Source organism: Mycobacterium sp. (genome assembly GCF_032162105.1).
In the GTDB taxonomy this organism is placed as follows: Bacteria; Actinomycetota; Actinomycetes; order Mycobacteriales; family Mycobacteriaceae; genus Mycobacterium.
Genome location: NZ_JAVRPS010000260.1, coordinates 1 through 16,699 on the forward strand (window position 1 = coordinate 1; position 16,699 = coordinate 16,699).

The following is a 16,699-nucleotide window of genomic DNA, read 5'->3' on the forward strand; positions in this document are numbered from 1 at the left end:
CCTACACGACGCCTTTCTCGAACTCATCAAGGACGGCGTCGCCAGGGGCGAGGTCAACGCCAGACACGATCCCCAGATACTGGCCGACCTCACCGTCGGGGCACTGGTGGTGGGCATCGTGAACTGGACGATCGACAGGTCGTACTCCCTGGAGACTGGCCTCCACGATTCGGCTGCGGCGCTCGTCGACCTCCTTGCCGCCGAACCACCGCCTTCTTGACGGGCCCGTGCTCAGCGGTCTCTCTGCGATTAGCGCGGACTGTGTCGAGTCAAACGCCGAACGTAACGGTTGTTGTACACATCGGCCCGAGTAGGGCCGAGAACAACCACGTACGTTCGGCGAGCTAATGAGGACGTCATCACCAAGGCCAATGCCGCCTCGACACCCTCAACCGGATCAAATCACAGACGGACCACTAGCGGGGCAGTCCGAGCATTCGCTCCGCCACCAGCGACATCAGCACCTGGGCGGTGCCTCCAGCGATGGACAGCGCCCTGGTGAGGAAGAACTCGTGTGCTTCGGGCCCAGCGCACACCCCGTGAAAACCCCTGAGCTGCAACGTCAGTTCGGCGACGCCCTGACGCTGCCGCACGCCAAGAATCTTCTGCAGCGACGCTTCGGCGCCGGGCTGTGCGCCGCGCATCCGGTTCAGCAGGCTGCGGTGAGCCAGCAGACTGTTGGCGACGGCCTGGGCGGTCAGTGCGCCGGCTTGGTCGAGCACGGCGGCATCGTCGCATTTCTCGCTCAGCGCCAAGAGATTCAGGGTCGGAGCGCCAAGCGTTCCGGTGTTCATTTCGACGCGTTCGTTGGCCAACGTGCCGCGGGCAAGCCGCCAGCCGTCGTTGACCTGGCCCAGAACGGCGTCGTCGGGAACGAAGACATCGTCGAGGAACACCTCGTTGAGCATCGGCTCACCCGTGATGGCCTGCAGCGGGCGTACCACGATTCCTGGGGTCGACATGTCGAGCAGAAAGTAGGTGATACCACGATGTTTGGGTGCATCGCGGTCGGTGCGCGCCAAGCAGATCGCCCAATCGGCGACGGTGGCCTGGGTGGGCCACACCTTCTGGCCGTTCAGACGCCACCCGCCGGGCGCCCGAATGGCCAACGTGCTCAGCGACGCCAGATCTGATCCGGCGCCCGGCTCGCTGAACAGCTGACACCACGTGAGGTCGCCACGCAACGTCGGCACGATGAACCGTTCCAGTTGTTGCGGTGTTCCCGCCTCGACGATGGTCGGAATGGCCCACCAGCCGATGATGAGGTTTGGTCGCTCGATGCGGGCGCGTTGCATCTCCTGGCTGATTAACACCTGTTCGGCCGTTGACGCTCCCTGTCCGTAGGGAACGGGCAAGTGCGGCGCGAGATAGCCCGAATCGGCAAGGGCGCGTTGTCGGCTCGTCTGAGGGAGCGCGGCGACGGCAGCCAGATCCGCGCGCACCCGGTGCCGGTAGCGCTCCGCCTCGCCCAGGTCGATCTGCAGCTCACGACCGCCACCGGCGCGGGCCCGCTCGACCGTGCGAAGGCGCCAACGGCCGCTGCCGCCCGCATGGTGGCGCAGAGTCAAGGCGCGCCGCAGGTAGAGGTGCGCATCATGCTCCCACGTGAAGCCGGTCGCCCCGAGAATCTGAATGCAGTCCTTGGCGTTGTCCACCGCGGCATCGAACGCGACGGCGGCGGCCGCCGCCGTGGCGAGCGGGCGATCATCGGCATCGACAGACGCGGCGTCCCACGCGAGCGCAGCGGCTTGTTCGGCACGACAGAGCATTTCGGTGCAGAGGTGCTTGATCGCCTGGAAGCGGCCGATCTTCTCGCCGAACTGCTCACGCAGCTTGGCATACGACGTCGCGATGTCAAGGCATTTGCGCGCAATGCCCGCGCACACGGCGACCATGCCGGCGACATGGAGGTCTTCGACCGAGCCTTGCGTGCAACGGATCTCGGCGACGACGGGAACGTCGCGGCACACGACCCTCCCGATCGGTGACGCGAAATCGATTCCGGGTAGCGCCGTCACGTCGACGCCGTTGTGGTGGGGTTCCACCAGCACCCAGGTGGCTTCGGCATTGTGGTGCGCCGACAGAATCAGCAGCGACTCGGTGCACGCGCCGTGGACGCTGGGGTAGGTCCCTGTGAGGTACAGACGTCCATCGGCGCCGGTCCTGGCGAACGCGTCGGTCTGGGGCGACGAGATCGCGACGGGCTGCCGGCCCGTGACCATGGCGTCTACGAGTGGCGGCGGGACCCCAGCGGCACTGCACAGGAGCGCACCGATTGCCGTCGGCACCACGGGTCCCGGGATGAGTTCTTGGCCAACCTGTTCCAGCATGGCCGCAAGATCCTCCAAGGTGCCGCCTGCGCCCCCGGCGTCCTCGGCGACGGCGACCCCGAACACGCCCAGATCGGCCAGCGGCGACCACACCCGGCGCCACGCCTCGCCGGTTTCGTCGCGGGCGTCCTCGATCACCTTGGCGGTGCGCGCGAACGCCCGCACCGCCTCTTGGGCAGCCACCTGTTCGGCGGTCGTGGCGACCGTCAACGCATGCACCGACTGCCAAGCAACGGCCGACCCCTTCGTATAACCACAGTGTTGTTCTACAACGTAGCAAGTCTGTCCGTCACGTGCAACGGGCGGCAGCCTGCTTGTAGGATGCCGTGATGCCGAGGCCGCTGATCCCCGTTGAGGTGATCTACGAGCGCGCACTTGCGCTATTGGACGCCAAAGGAGCCGATGCGCTGAGCGCGCGACGGCTCGCCGCAGATCTCGGGATCTCCACGAGAACGCTGTACCAACAGGTCGGCACCCGCGAAAAGCTCATCCGAAGCTTGGTGGCACAACACTTCTCTCAGCTGCAGTTGGACTTCCACGAGCAGGACGACTGGCAATCAACGGCGTTGCAGTGGTGTCTTGCCCTGCACGACACACTGCGGACCCACCCCTTCCTGACCGAGCTCATGACGATCGCTGACCGCGAAGCGGTGACGTCGTACGTCGACGAGTTGTTCGAAAGCATGGTGCGGGCAGGCATCTCGCGCCCCCTGGCAGTGGAGTGCTGTCGCGCACTGGTCACGGTCACGATCAACCACACCATCATCGAGGTCCGCGCCCTGCGCGAGCCGCAACATTCGCCGCAGGACGCCGCCAAGATCGCTGCCAACTTCCCGATGACCATTCGCTGGATCCTCGACGGTGTCAACGTCGAGACATCGTCGACTGCCGCCCGCCCGCCCGCGGCGCGTACCGCCAAGCCGGCGCGGTCACGGCCCGCCCGCCGACTGGCGGGCCCCACCGCGCGGTAGCGCCTCGGCCTCATTGTTGCGCAGGGGATGCCCTCGCTGTAGGTTAAACAACGCCGTTGTTTAACCGATCTTGGTGTACGCACCAGCTCGAGGAAGAAGGGCTGCCTGATGGCTGTTGCCGTTGTCCCCCGCGTGTCGGGTGGTGAACAGGAGCACGGACACCTCGAGGAGTTTCGGACCGACCCGATCGCGCTGATGCAACGTGTGCGCGACGAATGCGGCGACGTCGGCATGTTCCAACTGGCCGGCAAGCAGGTCGTCCTGTTGTCGGGCACGGAGGCCAACGAGTTCTTCTTCCGGTCGCCGGACGAGGATCTGGATCAGGCCGAGGCGTACCCGTTCATGACGCCGATCTTCGGCAAGGGAGTCAACTTCGACGCGAGCCCGGAACGGCGGAAGGAGATGTTGCACAACGCCGCCCTGCGCGGTGAGCAGATGAAGGGCCACGCCACCACGATCGAGAACGAAGTCCGCCGGATAACCGCGAGTTGGGGCGATGAGGGCGAGATCGACCTGCTGGACTTCTTCGCCGAGCTGACCATCTACACGTCGTCGGCCTGCCTGATCGGCAAGAAGTTCCGCGAGCAGCTCGATTCCCGGTTCGCCCAGCTCTATCACGAACTGGAGCGCGGCACGGACCCGCTCTGTTATGTGGACCCGTATCTTCCGATCGAGAGCTTCCGTCGCCGCGACGAGGCGCGAAAGGGGCTGGTGGCGCTGGTCGAGGAGATCATGGAGACCCGTATCGCCAGCCCGCCTGCGGACAAGAGCAACCGCGACATGCTCGATGTGCTCATCACGGTCAAGGACGAGGCTGGCAATCCGCGGTTCTCGGCCGACGAGATCACCGGCATGTTCATCTCGATGATGTTCGCCGGGCACCACACCAGTTCGGGGACCTCGTCGTGGACGCTGATCGAGCTGCTGCGCCACCCCGAGGTGTACGCCGGGGTGATCGAGGAGCTCGAGGAACTCTACGGTGACGGACAGTCGGTGAGTTTCCATGCGCTGCGCCAGATCCCGCGCTTGGAGAACGTGCTCAAGGAGACGCTGCGGCTGCATCCGCCGCTGATCATCCTGATGCGGGTCGCCAAGAGCGACTTCGAGGTCTGCGGCTACCCGATCCGTGAGGGCGACATGGTTGCCGCCTCACCGGCGATCTCCAATCGGATCGCAGAGGACTTCCCCGACCCCGACGAGTTCGCGCCCGATCGCTACGACAGGCCCCGTCAGGAAGACCTGATCAACCGCTGGACCTGGATCCCGTTCGGCGCCGGTCGGCATCGCTGCGTAGGGGCCGCCTTCGCCACCATGCAGATCAAGGCGATATTCTCGGTTTTGTTGCGCGAGTATGCCTTCGAGATGGCTCAGCCATCCGACAGCTACCGCAACGACCATTCCAAGATGGTGGTGCAACTCGCGCGACCCGCCCGTGTTCGCTACCGCAGGCGCTAGGGGTTCTCGTCGACGATGAGGGAAACGGTGTTCTCGAGCCGATCGGTCAGCTGGGCTCGTGACCTCGCACCGGTTCCGCGATGCAGCAGTGCGCCCGAGTAGGCCAACATCAACGTGGATGCAATGCCGGGACGCGCTTTCGGGCCGAGTGCCGAGCTGACGAGACGGTAGATCTGATACTCGATCTCGGTCCGCGTTCGCTTCAGGTCGGGCTCGTCGCCCAGCATGACGATGGCGCACGTCGAGGCCATTGCAGAGTCCTCGGCGACGATCGTCGCCACCCGACGCAGCACCACCGTCACTCGCGACGCCGCGCTCAGGGTGGGATCGATACACGGCGGCACCGTGCGCAGTAACTCCAGATACACCTGAGCAATGAGCGCGTTCTTCGAGGAGAAGTAGTTGTACGCGGTCGCCGTAGGCACCGAGGCACGGGCCGCCACGGCGCGCATCGTCAATTCCACGCGCGGCTGCTCCTGCAACAGCTCGATGGCTGCGTCGAGAACCTTGCGCGCCGTATCCTCGTGCGACCGCTTTCGGCGCGGCCGGTTCAGGTTGATAACGTCGGTACGACTGGACACCTGTCTAGAATAGACGAACGTGCGGCGCTCCGACAGTGGAGTTGAATATATGTGTTGGGCGAGTTCATCTCGAGTTGACGGGATTGCAGAGCCGCCGCCAGCGGGTGGACCCTAGTCGTCGTGAGTCCCGCGTGATAGACAGTTGTCTAGTCTGAATTTCCGATGGACAGAACCTTCGTAAGGAGAGCGCCCATGGCCATCCGCGTCGCCCTGATCGGCACCGGTAACGTCGGCCGGCTGGCACTGGCCGGAGTCATCGACAATCCCCAGTTCGAGCTGACCGGCCTCTGCGTGGCGTCGGAGGCCAAAGTCGGCAAGGACGCGGGCGAGCTCGCTGGGCTTGATGCTGTCACCGGGATCATCGCCACCAAGGAGTTGGACGACGTTCTGGCGACCAAGCCGGAGTGCGTCGTGTACTGCGCGATGGCTGACAATCGGATGGGCCGGGCGATGAAGGACGTCAGGCGCATCTTGACGGCTGGCATCAACGTGGTCGGTTCTGCGCCGGTGCCGCTGCAGTACCCGTGGGGTGTTCTGCCGGACGAGTACATCGCACCGTTGGAAGACGTGGCGCGCCAGGCGAATGCGAGCCTGTTCATCACGGGTGTGGATCCCGGGTTCGTCAACGACCTGATCCCGTTTGCCTTCGCCTCCACCTGTCAGAAGATCGAACAGGTGCGCTGCACCGAGATCGCGGACTACGCCAGCTATGACGGCGCCACCGTCATGTTCGACGTCATGGGTTTCGGCAAGCCGCTGGACGAGATTCCGTTGCAGCTGCAGCCAGGCATGCTGGGCATGGCATGGGGTTCATCGATCCGGCAGCTCGCGGCCGGGCTGGGCATCGAAGTCGACGAGATAGCCGAATCCTACGAACGGGAGCCCGCGCCCGAGGCGTTCGACATCGCGGCCGGACACATCCCCGAAGGGAGTCAAGCCGCGTTGCGTTTCGAGATTCGCGGCATGGTCGGGGCGCACCCCGCGATCGTCATCGAACACGTCACCCGCTTGCGCGAGGACTTGCGCCCCGACTGGCCTCAACCCGCGCAGCCTGGCGGTTCCTATCGCGTCGACATCGTCGGGGAGCCCTCCTATGCGGTGCACATCTGCCCCAGCAGCCGCAAGGGCGATCACAACCACGCCGCCATCGTGGCCGCGGCGGGTCGGATCGTGAATGCCATTCCGGCGGTGGTCGCCGCTCCCGCCGGCATCAGGACGACGCTGGATCTGCCACTCATCACGGGGAAGGGTGTCTACACCCGCCCGATTGTGAACTCCTCGACGCGGTGACGGCGAGTCCGGTCGTCAGATTCACGAACGGGCAGCGGATCCGGGCCAACGGCTAATTAGTACGCCATGCGTAGTATATTAGTTGCGTAAGCGTACTAGGAGGCGGGCCGTTGAACCTGAGGTCGCAGTGACGCGGTACCTGACCTCCACGTTCTCGGCCCTGGCCGTACGCGACTACCGCCGATTCGCGTTCGGTCAAGCGATCTCGGTGAGTGGTACCTGGATGCAGAAGCTCGCCCAGGCATGGCTGGTGCTCGAGCTGACCAACTCGCCGCTGTTGCTCGGCGTCACCGTTGCCATGCAGCAGCTCCCGACCCTGCTGTTCACCACCGTCGGTGGGGCTCTCGCAGACCGCTTCGACAAACGCACGATCCTGCTGTGGATGGCCATCGGCGCGACACTGCCTGCGCTCGCCGTGGGGGTGCTCGTCCAGCTGCACCTAGTGCAGGTCTGGATCGTGATGCTGGCGGCGCTCATTCAGGGTCTGCTCGACGCGGTCGACAAACCTGCCCGCCTCACGGTGGTCAACGACATCGCCACGCCCGCGACGTTGACCAATGCCGTCATGTTCAACGGCATCATCCAGGACAGTGGCAAGGTCGCCGGTCCTGCGATCGCCGGGATCCTGATCGCCTCGGTCGGCATCTCGGCGGCCTTCTTCATCAACGCGCTGTCCTACCTGCCGGTCATCGTGGCCCTGTTGCTGATCAAGCCGCGGGTACCCGTCGGGCCCGTCGCGACCTTCAAGGCCACGGGAAACTTCACCGACACGCTGCGTTACGTCGCCGCACATCCCAAGCTGGCGGCCGCTCTGGCGCTGATGACGGTGGCGGGGCTGCTCGCCTACAACTGGAACGTCCTGCTGCCGACGTTCATGCGTGACGTGTTCAACGGCGACGCACGGATGGTGGGGTTCGGATTCACCAGCATGGGTCTTGGGGCCGTGCTTGGCGGGTTGGCCCTGGCCGGCTTCCTCAAGCCGAGCTCACACAGGTTGATCCTCAACGGATGTGTCTTCGCGACGTTCCTGGTGCTTCTCGGCCTGACGCCCACGCTGGGCGTCGCCTATGTCCTGCTGTTCGTCGTCGGTGCGTTCAGCGTGACATTCCGGGCGACGGCCACCGCGCTGCTCCAGCTGTACGCGGACCCGCAGATGCGCGGTCGGGCCATCTCCCTGCTCGTCCTGGCCACCGCGGGCACCACGCCGATCGGCGGCCCGCTCATCGGCTGGATCTGCGAACACGCGAGCCCGCGCGTCGCCTGCGTGGTCGGCGGGCTGGGCACGGCCTTGGCTGCGTTGGCGTGTGCCGCCTACCTGCGGGCGAAACGCTCGGCGGGGCAAGACGATTACGAGAGTGCGGCCAGTCGTTCGAGCGATGGCAGCGCGGCGAAGATGGACTTGCGATCGTCCTCGGAGAGCCGTCCGACCTGATGTGCGAGGAATTCGTTCGCACGCTGGCGGGACGCGGCCAATAGCTCGTGACCATGGGCGGTGATGACGACCACGAAACTGCGTCCGTCCTCCGGATCGGCTCTGCGCTCCAGGTAGTCCGTCTCTTCGAGCCTGGCCACAAGGCGAGTCACCGAGGACTTGCTGATCTGCTCGCGTCTGGCGAGGTCACCCACCCGCAGCGGGCCGTGTCGCTGAATGGTGGACAGCGCCGAGATCTGAGACATCGTGAGCTCGGTTTGAGACCTCTTGCGCAACTTCCTGGTCAGTCGGAGGCTGACGTCCTGAAGCGCGGCGACCTCGTCCGCGTGGACAGCGGCCGGCTGAATGGGGGTTGACACCTCCACAGACTAGTACGGTCACGCAACCATTTCGGGCAGATGCTTTCCTTGAGCGCGTGCCAAACGCGCAGCACTGCTGTTCGTACGCACATTTCTTATGTAGCTTTGTGGTGTGGACGCATCTGAGCGCGGTATGTGGTTGGTCGAGCAGCTCCGACAGCGGGGACGGGTTGACGTCGCGGTGGCGGCCGCCGAGTTCGGCACCGCGGAGATGACGATCCGTCGGGATCTGGACGCGCTGGTGCAGCAGGGCGTAGCCCGCCGGGTTCGGGGTGGCGCGGTGAGCCTGCTGATGCGTGGCGAGGAGTTGCCGTTCGCGATGCGTGAGATGTCCGCCGCGGCGGCCAAACAACGGATCGGCGCCGCGGCGGCCGAGTTGATCGCCGACGGCGAGGCGGTGGGCCTGGACGGCGGCACGACGGTACTCGAGACGGCGCGCGCACTACGGGGCCGGCGGCTGACGGTGCTGCCGGTGTCGCTGCACGCGGCGATGGCATTCGCGGATTCGTCCTCGGTGCGGATGCTGATGCCCGGTGGGGAAGTCCGGCCAGGGGAACTGTCCGTCGTCGGGCCCTCCACGCTGGCAACGATCGCGGCATTGCGTTTGGACACGGTCGTCCTGGCATGTTGCGGGATCTCTCCGGACGGTCAGGTGACCACCCACGATCTCGGCGACGCCGCGGTGAAACAGGCCCTGATTGGCTGCGCTCGTCGCACCGTCCTGGTGCTCGACGGATCGAAGTTCGCCCACTCGGCCATGGCCGTGGTGTGCGACGCAACGAGCCTGGACGTCGTCGTCACCGATGACACGGCTCCCGCCGAGGCCGTCGCATCCCTCGAGACGGCGGGGACGGTCGTGCATCGTGTCTAACCCGCGGATCGCAGTCACTGCCGTGTTCGTGGTCCACGGTCTGCTGTTCGCGTCGTGGACCGCGCACATCCCGAACGTCAAGCAGGCACTCGGCCTGAACGACGGCACCTTGGGATTCGCGCTGCTTGGCGCCCCGGTCGGATCGGTCGCCGCGATGTGGCTGGCCGCAATGCTGTTGCCACGCTTCGGGAGTCGACGCATCGTCCAGGTCGCGTTGGGCGGGTACTGCGCAGCGGGCCCGCTCGTCGGTCTCACCGGCACTCTGCCCGCGCTGTTCTGCGCGCTGGTCCTGTGGGGCGCGTTCCAGGGCGCACTGGACGTGGCGATGAACACCCAGGCCATCGCCATCGAACGAAAGACCCGGCGACCGCTGATGTCGGGTTTGCACGGCGGCTGGAGCATCGGCGCGTTCACCGGCGCCGGGATCGGTGCCCTTGCCGTCGGCGCCGGGATCGCATTGACGCCCCAGCTGCTGATCCTGGGATCGGTCACCCTGCTCGGCGCGGGGCTGCTCAGTACGCGGCTGCTTCCCGACCATCGGGAAGGCTCTCGAAGGGAACCGTCCCCGTCGACTTCAGAGGCCGAAAACCCAAGCACCGAACCGGAATCGGGTGGCGGCCGGTCGCGGTGGTCGATCGGGATGTTCACCCTGGCGGCGATCGCCTTCGCCAGCATGCTGTGTGAGGGTGCCGCGGCGAACTGGGCCTCGGTCTACCTGTCGGGATCCCTGGGCGCCACCGGATCCGTCCCCGGGCTCGCCTACGCCGGATTCGCGTTCGCCATGGTCGTCGTGCGGCTCTCGGGCAATCGACTGTTGGCCCGGTTTCGCCCCGATCGGCTTCTCCCGGTCCTCGCCCTCGTCGCCACCATCGGCTTCACGGCCGCCCTACTGCTCGACCGACCCCTTGCCGCCATCCTGGGCTTCGGGTGTCTCGGCTTGGGGCTGGCGTCGGTCGTGCCCGCGGTGTTCAGTGCCGCCGGTCGGCTGCCCGGAATGCACCCCGGTACCGCGGTCGCCACCGTCTCGGCGTTCGGCTGGGCCGCGTTCGTCATCGGGCCACCGATCATCGGACACCTCGCCGCGCTGACCTCGCTCCCCACCGCCCTGGGTCTGCTACCGGTGCTGACCGCGTTCGTCGCCATCGGCTCTTGGTTCGCACCCGGCCTGAAAGACCCTCAACGTCGGAACGACCGACCGCTTCAAGCAGCGGGCACACCGTGATCGACTGGCTGTTGGTCGACTATGGCGAAGTCATCAGCAGGGCACTACCCGAAGCAGCGCTCACCGAACTTGCCGCGATGGCCGGCCTGGACCGCGACGAACTTCATCAACGGTATTGGCGATGCCGGCCCGATTACGACAGGGGCCGATCCCGCTGCGCTACTGGTCGGCGGTCATCGACCGCGACCTGACCCTGCAGCGTCGCCTGGTCGAACGGCTCACGGCCGTCGACGTCGATGGGTGGACCCGCTTGAACCGCGCGACTCTGCGCACGACGCTGAACACCGCCCGCCGCACCGGCACCCGCTTGGCACTGCTGAGCAACGCCCCGGAACCGCTGGCCGGCGCCATCGAACGCAGCGATTGGGTTCGCCGCTTCGACCACAGTTTCTTCAGCTGCCGGCTGCGGCGACTCAAACCAGAGCCGGGCGCATTCACCGACGCGCTAGGCGTCATGGACGCCGCACCCGAACGAGTGCTCTTCATCGACGACCGATCCGAGAACACCGCCGCAGCAGGCGATCTGGGCATGGCCACCATCACCTTCACCTCGGCCGACGCGCTACGCCACCAACTCGCAGGCGCCATCGAGGGACGCCCAGAAGACTCCTACTGAACCGGACCGCGAACCCCCGTCACGACTGGCATACCCTCGTGAGGGCGCAGTCAGCCCAGCTCAGGGCTACGAACGGAATGCCCCATTGCGGCTCGAGGTTGCAGTTGGTGCACTTTCACATGCGATGGGAGGTCGGCGGATGCAGGTTGGCGTGGTGTTCCCACAGACGGAATTGGGTGGCGACGTCGGTGCGGTGCGCGCATACGCCGCGCAAGTCGAGGAGCTGGGATATCGACACGTGCTGGCGTTCGACCACGTCGTCGGCGCCGACCCCAAGGTCCATACCGGCTGGAACGGCCCCTACGACGTCCAGACCACGTTCCACGAGCCCATGGTGTTGTTCGGCTTCCTTGCCGGTGTGACGAGGTCGCTCGAGTTCGTGACCGGCGTCATCATCGTGCCCCAGCGGCAGACCGTCTTGGTCGCGAAGCAAGCCGCCGAGGTTGATCTCTTGTCCTCGGGTCGGTTTCGACTCGGCGTCGGCATCGGCTGGAACGCAGTCGAATACGAAGCGCTCGGTGAGGACTTCAGCAATCGCGGTAGGCGATCAGAGGAACAGATCGAGTTGATGCGCCGGTTGTGGACCGAACAGTCGGTGACGTTCGACGGCAAGTTCCACAAGGTCACCGGTGCCGGCCTTGCGCCGCTGCCAGTGCAGCGTCCGATTCCGGTGTGGATCGGCGCCGGTTCGACACGCGGCTACGAGCGTGCTGGGCGGATCGCCGATGGCTGGTTCCCGATGGTGGCGCCAGGCCCAGCACTCGACGCGGCGCGTTCAGTGGTGGATAAAGCGGCCGTGGACGCGGGCCGGGATCCGAAGACGCTCGGCATGGAAGCCTGGGTCAAGTGGGAGGGCAGCGCCGATGGTGTCGTCGACGAGGTGGCCAAGTGGGCCGAAGCCGGCGCCTCCCACGTTTCGATCAACACGATGGGCGCTGGCCTTGAGACGGTCGACGATCACTTGGCCGCATTGACGGCGGTTGCCGACGCCCTCCCGAAAACCTAGCTGCGGCAGGCAGGTTCATTCGCGTGTCGACGTGATGTAGGCGCTGATCACGTCCACCAGCACCCGCCGGTCGTTCGAGCTGTCCAGGGGTGTGGGGGAGATCAGTTCGGCGACCGCGAGGCCGCGCAGGGTGGCCCAGATGAGGTTGCCGATCTCGGTGGCGTGGGAGGTGTCCAGCCCGGCGCCGAGTTGACGTCCCAACGCGGTCAGGCTGTTTCCCACCTCCACGAGGTGGGTGTCGGCGACGGCATCGCGCACGGCGCGGGTCGAGACGAGGATCTCGAACGCTGCCATCGACGTCGGGCTGGAGAACGCGGTCCAAGCCGCGTCGACGACGGCCTCGGTGCGCCCGCGTGGTGCGAGCGCCGCAATGGTGGCCGGTAGCCGTTCGAGAGTCTCGATCAGTTCACCGAATCCCTTGTCCACCACGGCCATGAGCAGCCCGGACAGATCGCCGAAGTGATACTGCACCACGCCCCAGGTCACGCCGGCGCGCTCGGTGATGTGCCGGACACTGGGCGCCGCGAATCCCTCGTCGAGGATGCACCGGATGGTTTCGTCGATGACGGCCGTCCGGGTGCGCTCGGCGCGTTCTTGGCTGCCGCCGGGCGGGCGCCGGGGGGTTGTGTTGGCTGCCATGGCGTCTAGATCACCACATCACGCCCCGAAGGTGGTCTGTCGGCCGCAGATCGTGGGCCGCCAAGACACCCTTGGGGGCCAGGCACGTCGCTTCGATGGCGTTGACGGCGCGCGCCGCCGTGGCGACCACGCCGCCCTCGTTGTGGTCGACTCCGGAGCCGCCGACGTGCGTGTTGATCTCGATGCCGGGGCTCCCGGTGACGATGACGCAGTGCACGCCCGGGTGTCCCTCGGGTGGATACGCCCAATCGGGGGCGGCGGCGGCGGTGAGCCGGTTGACGTGCTCCATCGTGATGACGACGTCGCCGTTGCGAACCCCTTCGACGCCGAAGCGCACTGCAGCCACCCGGCCCGGTTGGACCGTCATCATCGTGCAGTCGATTGGGATGGGCGTCACCCAGGTTTCGTGCCGTTCCCGGACCTCGTCGAGTTCGACCCCGAGATCTTCGGCGAGGCTTCGGACCTGTGCACCCCACATCGACGCCAGCACCCCGGGCTGGAACAAGATCGGCGTGTGGTCTGGCGTGGTACCGAAACCGAAACTCACGCCGGTGAATTCGGCGTCGTCGTAGGAGCCGTAGTCGAAGATCTCCTGAACGGTGACGGCGGTGGCACGAGCCGCCAGGCTCAGAGCGGTGTACACCAGGGTGTCGCCGGAGAAGCCGGGGTCGATGCCGTTGATGTACAACGTCGTGTCGCCGGCCCTGCACGCGGCTTCCAGCGGTTCGCGCAACCAGTAGTCGGCCTGATTCGGCGCGACCATCCAAACGAACGACGTACCAACGACATTGGCACCCGCGGAGAGGAACCGGGTGATCTCGCCGATGGCCTCCTGAGGCCGGGTCTCGGCCTGTGAGGTGTACACGACGCAATCGGCATGCAGGTCGATCAGCGCGTCGATGTCGTTGGTGGCGACCACCCCGGTCCGCTGGTCCAGACCGCACAGTTCGGCGGCGTCTCGGCCGATCTTGCCCGGGCTTGCGGCGTGCAGGCCGACGAGTTCGAGGTCGGGCCGTTCGATGATGATCCGCAGTGCGTGCACCCCGACGTTTCCCGTCGAGAACTGAATGATGCGGCGTGTCATATGGTGCCCCTCAAGGGTTTACAGAAGATCGGTGATGGTCTTCAGGCCGGCGGCGTAGAGCACCCCTGGCATCATGCCGCCGTCGATCTCGATGGTGGTGCCGTTGATGAAGTCCGCGGCGCCGGAGGCCAGGAAGACGCAGGTGCGTCCCACCTCGGCGGGTTCCCCGCCGCGTTTCAGGGGCACCTTGGCGAAGTAGTCCGATCCGGTGGGGTCATCCTTCGGGAGCACGAACGATCGGAAGTTCTCCGTGACGGTGGGTCCCAATGCCACGCAGTTGACCCGGGCCTTGGGTCCCCACTCCTCGGCCAGCGAGCGGGTGAGGTGGTTCAGGCCGGACTTGGCCGCACCGTAGGACACCAGCGTGGGGGAGCCGGCCGGATGTCCGGCGCCGCTGGACACGTTGATGATGCAGCCGGCGCCGTCCTGGTCCCGCATCTGCCGATACACGCGGATGGCGAACCAGAGTGGGCTGATGAGGTTCATCTGGATGGCGAATGCGTGGAACAACACGCTGCGTTCGTAGTCGTCGGCGGCTCGTGGTGAACCCTGGATGCGTTGCACCAGTTCGGGAACGGCCTCCGCGTGGGGCGCGGGCACGGTGCCGCCTGCGTTGTTGACCAGGATGTCGATGCGGCCGTAGGCGTCAGCGATATGCTGGACGAACGCGTCGATGGATCGGTGGTCACCCTGATCGCAGACCAGCTGGGCCGACCGGGCAGCCCACTCCGGGTTGTCTTCGGTGCCGGGCAGCCCGTCGAGCGCAGATCGGGAGCATCCGATGACCGTCGCTCCGGCGCGCAACAGTTCGTGTGCGATGCCGACGCCGACTCCGCGACTGGTTCCGGTGACGATCGCGATCTTGCCTTCGAGTCCGTCCATCTTCGTCCTCTCTCGGTCTGACGACAGAAAGATTACATATTTAATGGTTTTGCGGGCCGTTTTGCCGAAGCGCATTCTGAAATGGGCGCCCCAGGGCCGTCAGATCATGTCGTTCTTGGTCAACCACCGCATCACCGGCCAGCCGATGAACACCGGCAGCCAGCAGGTCAGCACGCGGTAGAGCAGCACCGATGGCACCGCTATCGCCGCGGGCAGTCCGAAGGCGGCGAGGCCACCGATCAACGCCGCTTCGACCGCACCGACGCCGCCGGGGGTCGGCGCCGCCGAGGCGAGCGTCCCACCGACCATCGTGACGACGGTGACCGTGACGAACGTCGTGTCGCCGCCGAACGCCTCGATACTGGCCCACAACGCCAGTGCCGCGCCGAGAGTCGTTGCGGCACAGCCAAGCACGATCAATCCGAGCCGCTTGGGTTCGCTGGCGAGCTTGACGAGGTCAGTGCCAACCTCCTTGAGGCGGGGGCGGACGGCCGTCGCCAGCCAGCGGCGACCCTTCGGCACGAACGTGAACGCGCCGACTACCCCGAGCGCTGCGCCTGCGACCAGATAGAGCACCGTGGTCGACGGCACGAAGTGCGACAGGTCGGCGGACGCGCCTGCCACCGCAGTAAAGGAGATCAGAAGCGCAACGTGAGTGATCACCTGGACCGTCTGCTGCAGCGCCACCGCGGCGGTGGCGCGTAGCGCGCCGAGTCCAGACTTCTGCAAGAACCTGGTGCTCAGCGCGAGACCGCCGACGCCGGCCGGCGTGGTGGTGGCGGCGAAGGTATTGGCCACCTGCATGATGGTCAGGTTCCGGAAGCTCACCGACTCCGACGCGCACGCCCAGAGCGCTGCCGCCGCACCGACATACGTCAATGCCGACACCGCAAGTCCCAGCAGGGCCCACCACCAGTTCGCCGTGCGCAGTTCGGCGAAGAACGCGGGCACGGTGCTGATGAAGGGGTACGCGACGTAGACCAACGCGACCAGCAGCACCATCTGGATGAGCTGGTAGCGGGTGAGCCTGGTGATCGTTTCGGCGTGGATCTGGTCGGCTCCGGTCTGCCGCTTCACCTCGTCGCGGGTAGCCGACATGACGGTCTTGGCGTCGCTGACCGACTCCCGGAGCCGTTGCGGCATGGCTGATTTGGTCAGTCTGCTGGACGCCGTGAGCACCACGTCCCTACCGAAGACGTCGATCGCCGCGGTCACCGCCGGTCCGGCGCCGTAGATCGCGCTGGTCGTCATCAGCAATTGGGCGATGTCGGCCTGCGACTGGATGGTCGACGCGCCGTATTCGGCGTTGCCGAAGCCACCGAACTGGACCTTGCCGTCCTCGACGGTGATCTCCCGGCTCCGCAGATCGCCGTGCGAGATCAGGTGATCGTGAAGGACGCCGAGGGACTCCCACACCCGGGCGGCGGGGGTCTGGTCCGAGCACTCGTCGATCCCGGTTCCGCTCGCGGGAGTGTGCGCGTACAACATCCAGCCGCGGTCCAGCGTGGTCACCGTCAACGTCGCGGTGTTGGCCACGCCTGCGTCGCCGATCGCGATCGCCATCAGCGCCCGGTGCTCGACCGAACGGCGCATCGACGTCTGCAGCGGAGCGGTTTCGTCGTTGCGCAGCGACAGCTTTCGCCAGAGTTGCCGCAGGGCGCCACCGCTCCGTTGGTTCGGTCCGTACAGCTCGATGACCACGGATGACACGGCGCCCTCGGTTTCCGCCGAGAGGGTCAGCGGACCCGGCCCGGCGGGCCGCACCACCGTCATCTTCGACACCAGCAGCCGCCGGCGACCGAGCGCCCGGACCGCCCCGGCAAGCGGCACCTCGAGCGCCGGGGTGCCGACCAGCAGCACGGTCAGCGCACCGAGGAACCAGCCGACTGCCAGCCCGAGCAGTGAGCGGGCGGGTATGACGGCGCTGACGACGAGGTGGATCGGCACGAAGGCGAGCAGCA

Annotated in this window: 15 protein-coding genes and 1 pseudogene; 9 read left to right on the forward strand and 7 right to left on the reverse strand. The window is 66.3% G+C overall.

The genetic code is table 11. The features are described 5' to 3' along the window. Positions 1-220: pseudogene (locus QOC69_RS12970) on the forward strand (TetR/AcrR family transcriptional regulator); the annotation flags it as partial. A 196-nt stretch (positions 221-416) separates the two neighbouring features. On the opposite strand, the gene QOC69_RS12975 reads toward QOC69_RS12970, so the two are convergent. Beyond that, positions 417-2,549, reverse strand: a complete 2,133-nt coding sequence (locus QOC69_RS12975) for an acyl-CoA dehydrogenase family protein (protein ID WP_526440046.1) — start codon at positions 2,547-2,549, stop codon at positions 417-419. 110 nt (positions 2,550-2,659) lie between these two features. Between QOC69_RS12975 and QOC69_RS12980 the strand changes: the two genes are divergently transcribed. Further along, positions 2,660-3,301, forward strand: a complete 642-nt coding sequence (locus QOC69_RS12980) for a TetR/AcrR family transcriptional regulator (protein ID WP_526440049.1) — start codon at positions 2,660-2,662, stop codon at positions 3,299-3,301. Between the two features lie 108 nt (positions 3,302-3,409). Further along, entirely contained in the window at positions 3,410-4,756 is a 1,347-nt protein-coding gene (cyp51, locus tag QOC69_RS12985; RefSeq protein WP_526440051.1) for a lanosterol 14-alpha demethylase, read from the forward strand. On the opposite strand, the gene QOC69_RS12990 is transcribed toward cyp51, so the two are convergent. After that, a complete protein-coding gene (locus QOC69_RS12990; protein WP_526440053.1) occupies positions 4,753-5,337 on the reverse strand; it encodes a TetR/AcrR family transcriptional regulator in 585 nt (194 codons plus the stop codon). The two genes, cyp51 and QOC69_RS12990, sit on opposite strands and share 4 nt — an antisense overlap. A gap of 192 nt (positions 5,338-5,529) precedes the next feature. Between QOC69_RS12990 and QOC69_RS12995 the strand changes: the two genes are divergently transcribed. Next, positions 5,530-6,627 (forward strand): NAD(P)H-dependent amine dehydrogenase family protein, encoded by a 1,098-nt coding sequence (locus QOC69_RS12995; protein ID WP_526440055.1) that lies wholly within the window; start codon positions 5,530-5,532, stop codon positions 6,625-6,627. A gap of 127 nt (positions 6,628-6,754) precedes the next feature. Then, the gene (locus QOC69_RS13000) at positions 6,755-8,059 is read left to right on the forward strand and encodes an MFS transporter (protein ID WP_526440057.1); all 1,305 of its coding nucleotides are present in this window, start codon (positions 6,755-6,757) and stop codon (positions 8,057-8,059) included. Here the strand turns inward: QOC69_RS13000 and QOC69_RS13005 are convergent. Continuing rightward, positions 7,975-8,418 (reverse strand): MarR family winged helix-turn-helix transcriptional regulator, encoded by a 444-nt coding sequence (locus QOC69_RS13005; RefSeq protein ID WP_526440059.1) that lies wholly within the window; start codon positions 8,416-8,418, stop codon positions 7,975-7,977. The genes QOC69_RS13000 and QOC69_RS13005 overlap by 85 nt on opposite strands. Before the next feature lie 112 nt (positions 8,419-8,530). On the opposite strand from QOC69_RS13005, the gene QOC69_RS13010 reads away from it, so the two are divergent. The 4 genes from QOC69_RS13010 (at position 8,531) to QOC69_RS13025 (ending at position 12,133) form a co-directional block, all read left to right on the forward strand. After that, a complete protein-coding gene (locus tag QOC69_RS13010; RefSeq protein WP_526440061.1) occupies positions 8,531-9,289 on the forward strand; it encodes a DeoR/GlpR family DNA-binding transcription regulator in 759 nt (252 codons plus the stop codon). Next, positions 9,282-10,511, forward strand: a complete 1,230-nt coding sequence (locus tag QOC69_RS13015; RefSeq protein WP_526440063.1) for an MFS transporter — start codon at positions 9,282-9,284, stop codon at positions 10,509-10,511. Before QOC69_RS13010 ends, QOC69_RS13015 begins: the two co-directional genes overlap by 8 nt. Before the next feature lie 121 nt (positions 10,512-10,632). After that, entirely contained in the window at positions 10,633-11,127 is a 495-nt protein-coding gene (locus QOC69_RS13020) for an HAD-IA family hydrolase (RefSeq protein ID WP_526440065.1), read from the forward strand. Between the two features lie 139 nt (positions 11,128-11,266). Next, positions 11,267-12,133: an LLM class F420-dependent oxidoreductase gene (locus QOC69_RS13025; RefSeq protein ID WP_526440068.1), complete on the forward strand. Its 867-nt coding sequence runs from the start codon at positions 11,267-11,269 to the stop codon at positions 12,131-12,133. A 15-nt stretch (positions 12,134-12,148) separates the two neighbouring features. Here the strand turns inward: QOC69_RS13025 and QOC69_RS13030 are convergent, their stop codons facing one another. From QOC69_RS13030 to QOC69_RS13045, 4 genes are all read right to left on the reverse strand, one after another. Beyond that, a complete protein-coding gene (locus tag QOC69_RS13030; RefSeq protein WP_526440070.1) occupies positions 12,149-12,772 on the reverse strand; it encodes a TetR/AcrR family transcriptional regulator in 624 nt (207 codons plus the stop codon). A gap of 10 nt (positions 12,773-12,782) precedes the next feature. Continuing rightward, on the reverse strand, positions 12,783-13,856 hold the full coding sequence (locus QOC69_RS13035) for an NAD(P)H-dependent amine dehydrogenase family protein (RefSeq protein ID WP_526440072.1): 1,074 nt from the start codon (positions 13,854-13,856) through the stop codon (positions 12,783-12,785). An 18-nt stretch (positions 13,857-13,874) separates the two neighbouring features. Further along, entirely contained in the window at positions 13,875-14,738 is an 864-nt protein-coding gene (locus QOC69_RS13040) for an SDR family NAD(P)-dependent oxidoreductase (protein WP_526440074.1), read from the reverse strand. Positions 14,739-14,837: 99 nt separating this feature from the next. Continuing rightward, positions 14,838-16,699 (reverse strand): lysylphosphatidylglycerol synthase transmembrane domain-containing protein (locus tag QOC69_RS13045; RefSeq protein WP_526440076.1); only part of this gene is annotated, 1,862 nt, incomplete at its 5' end.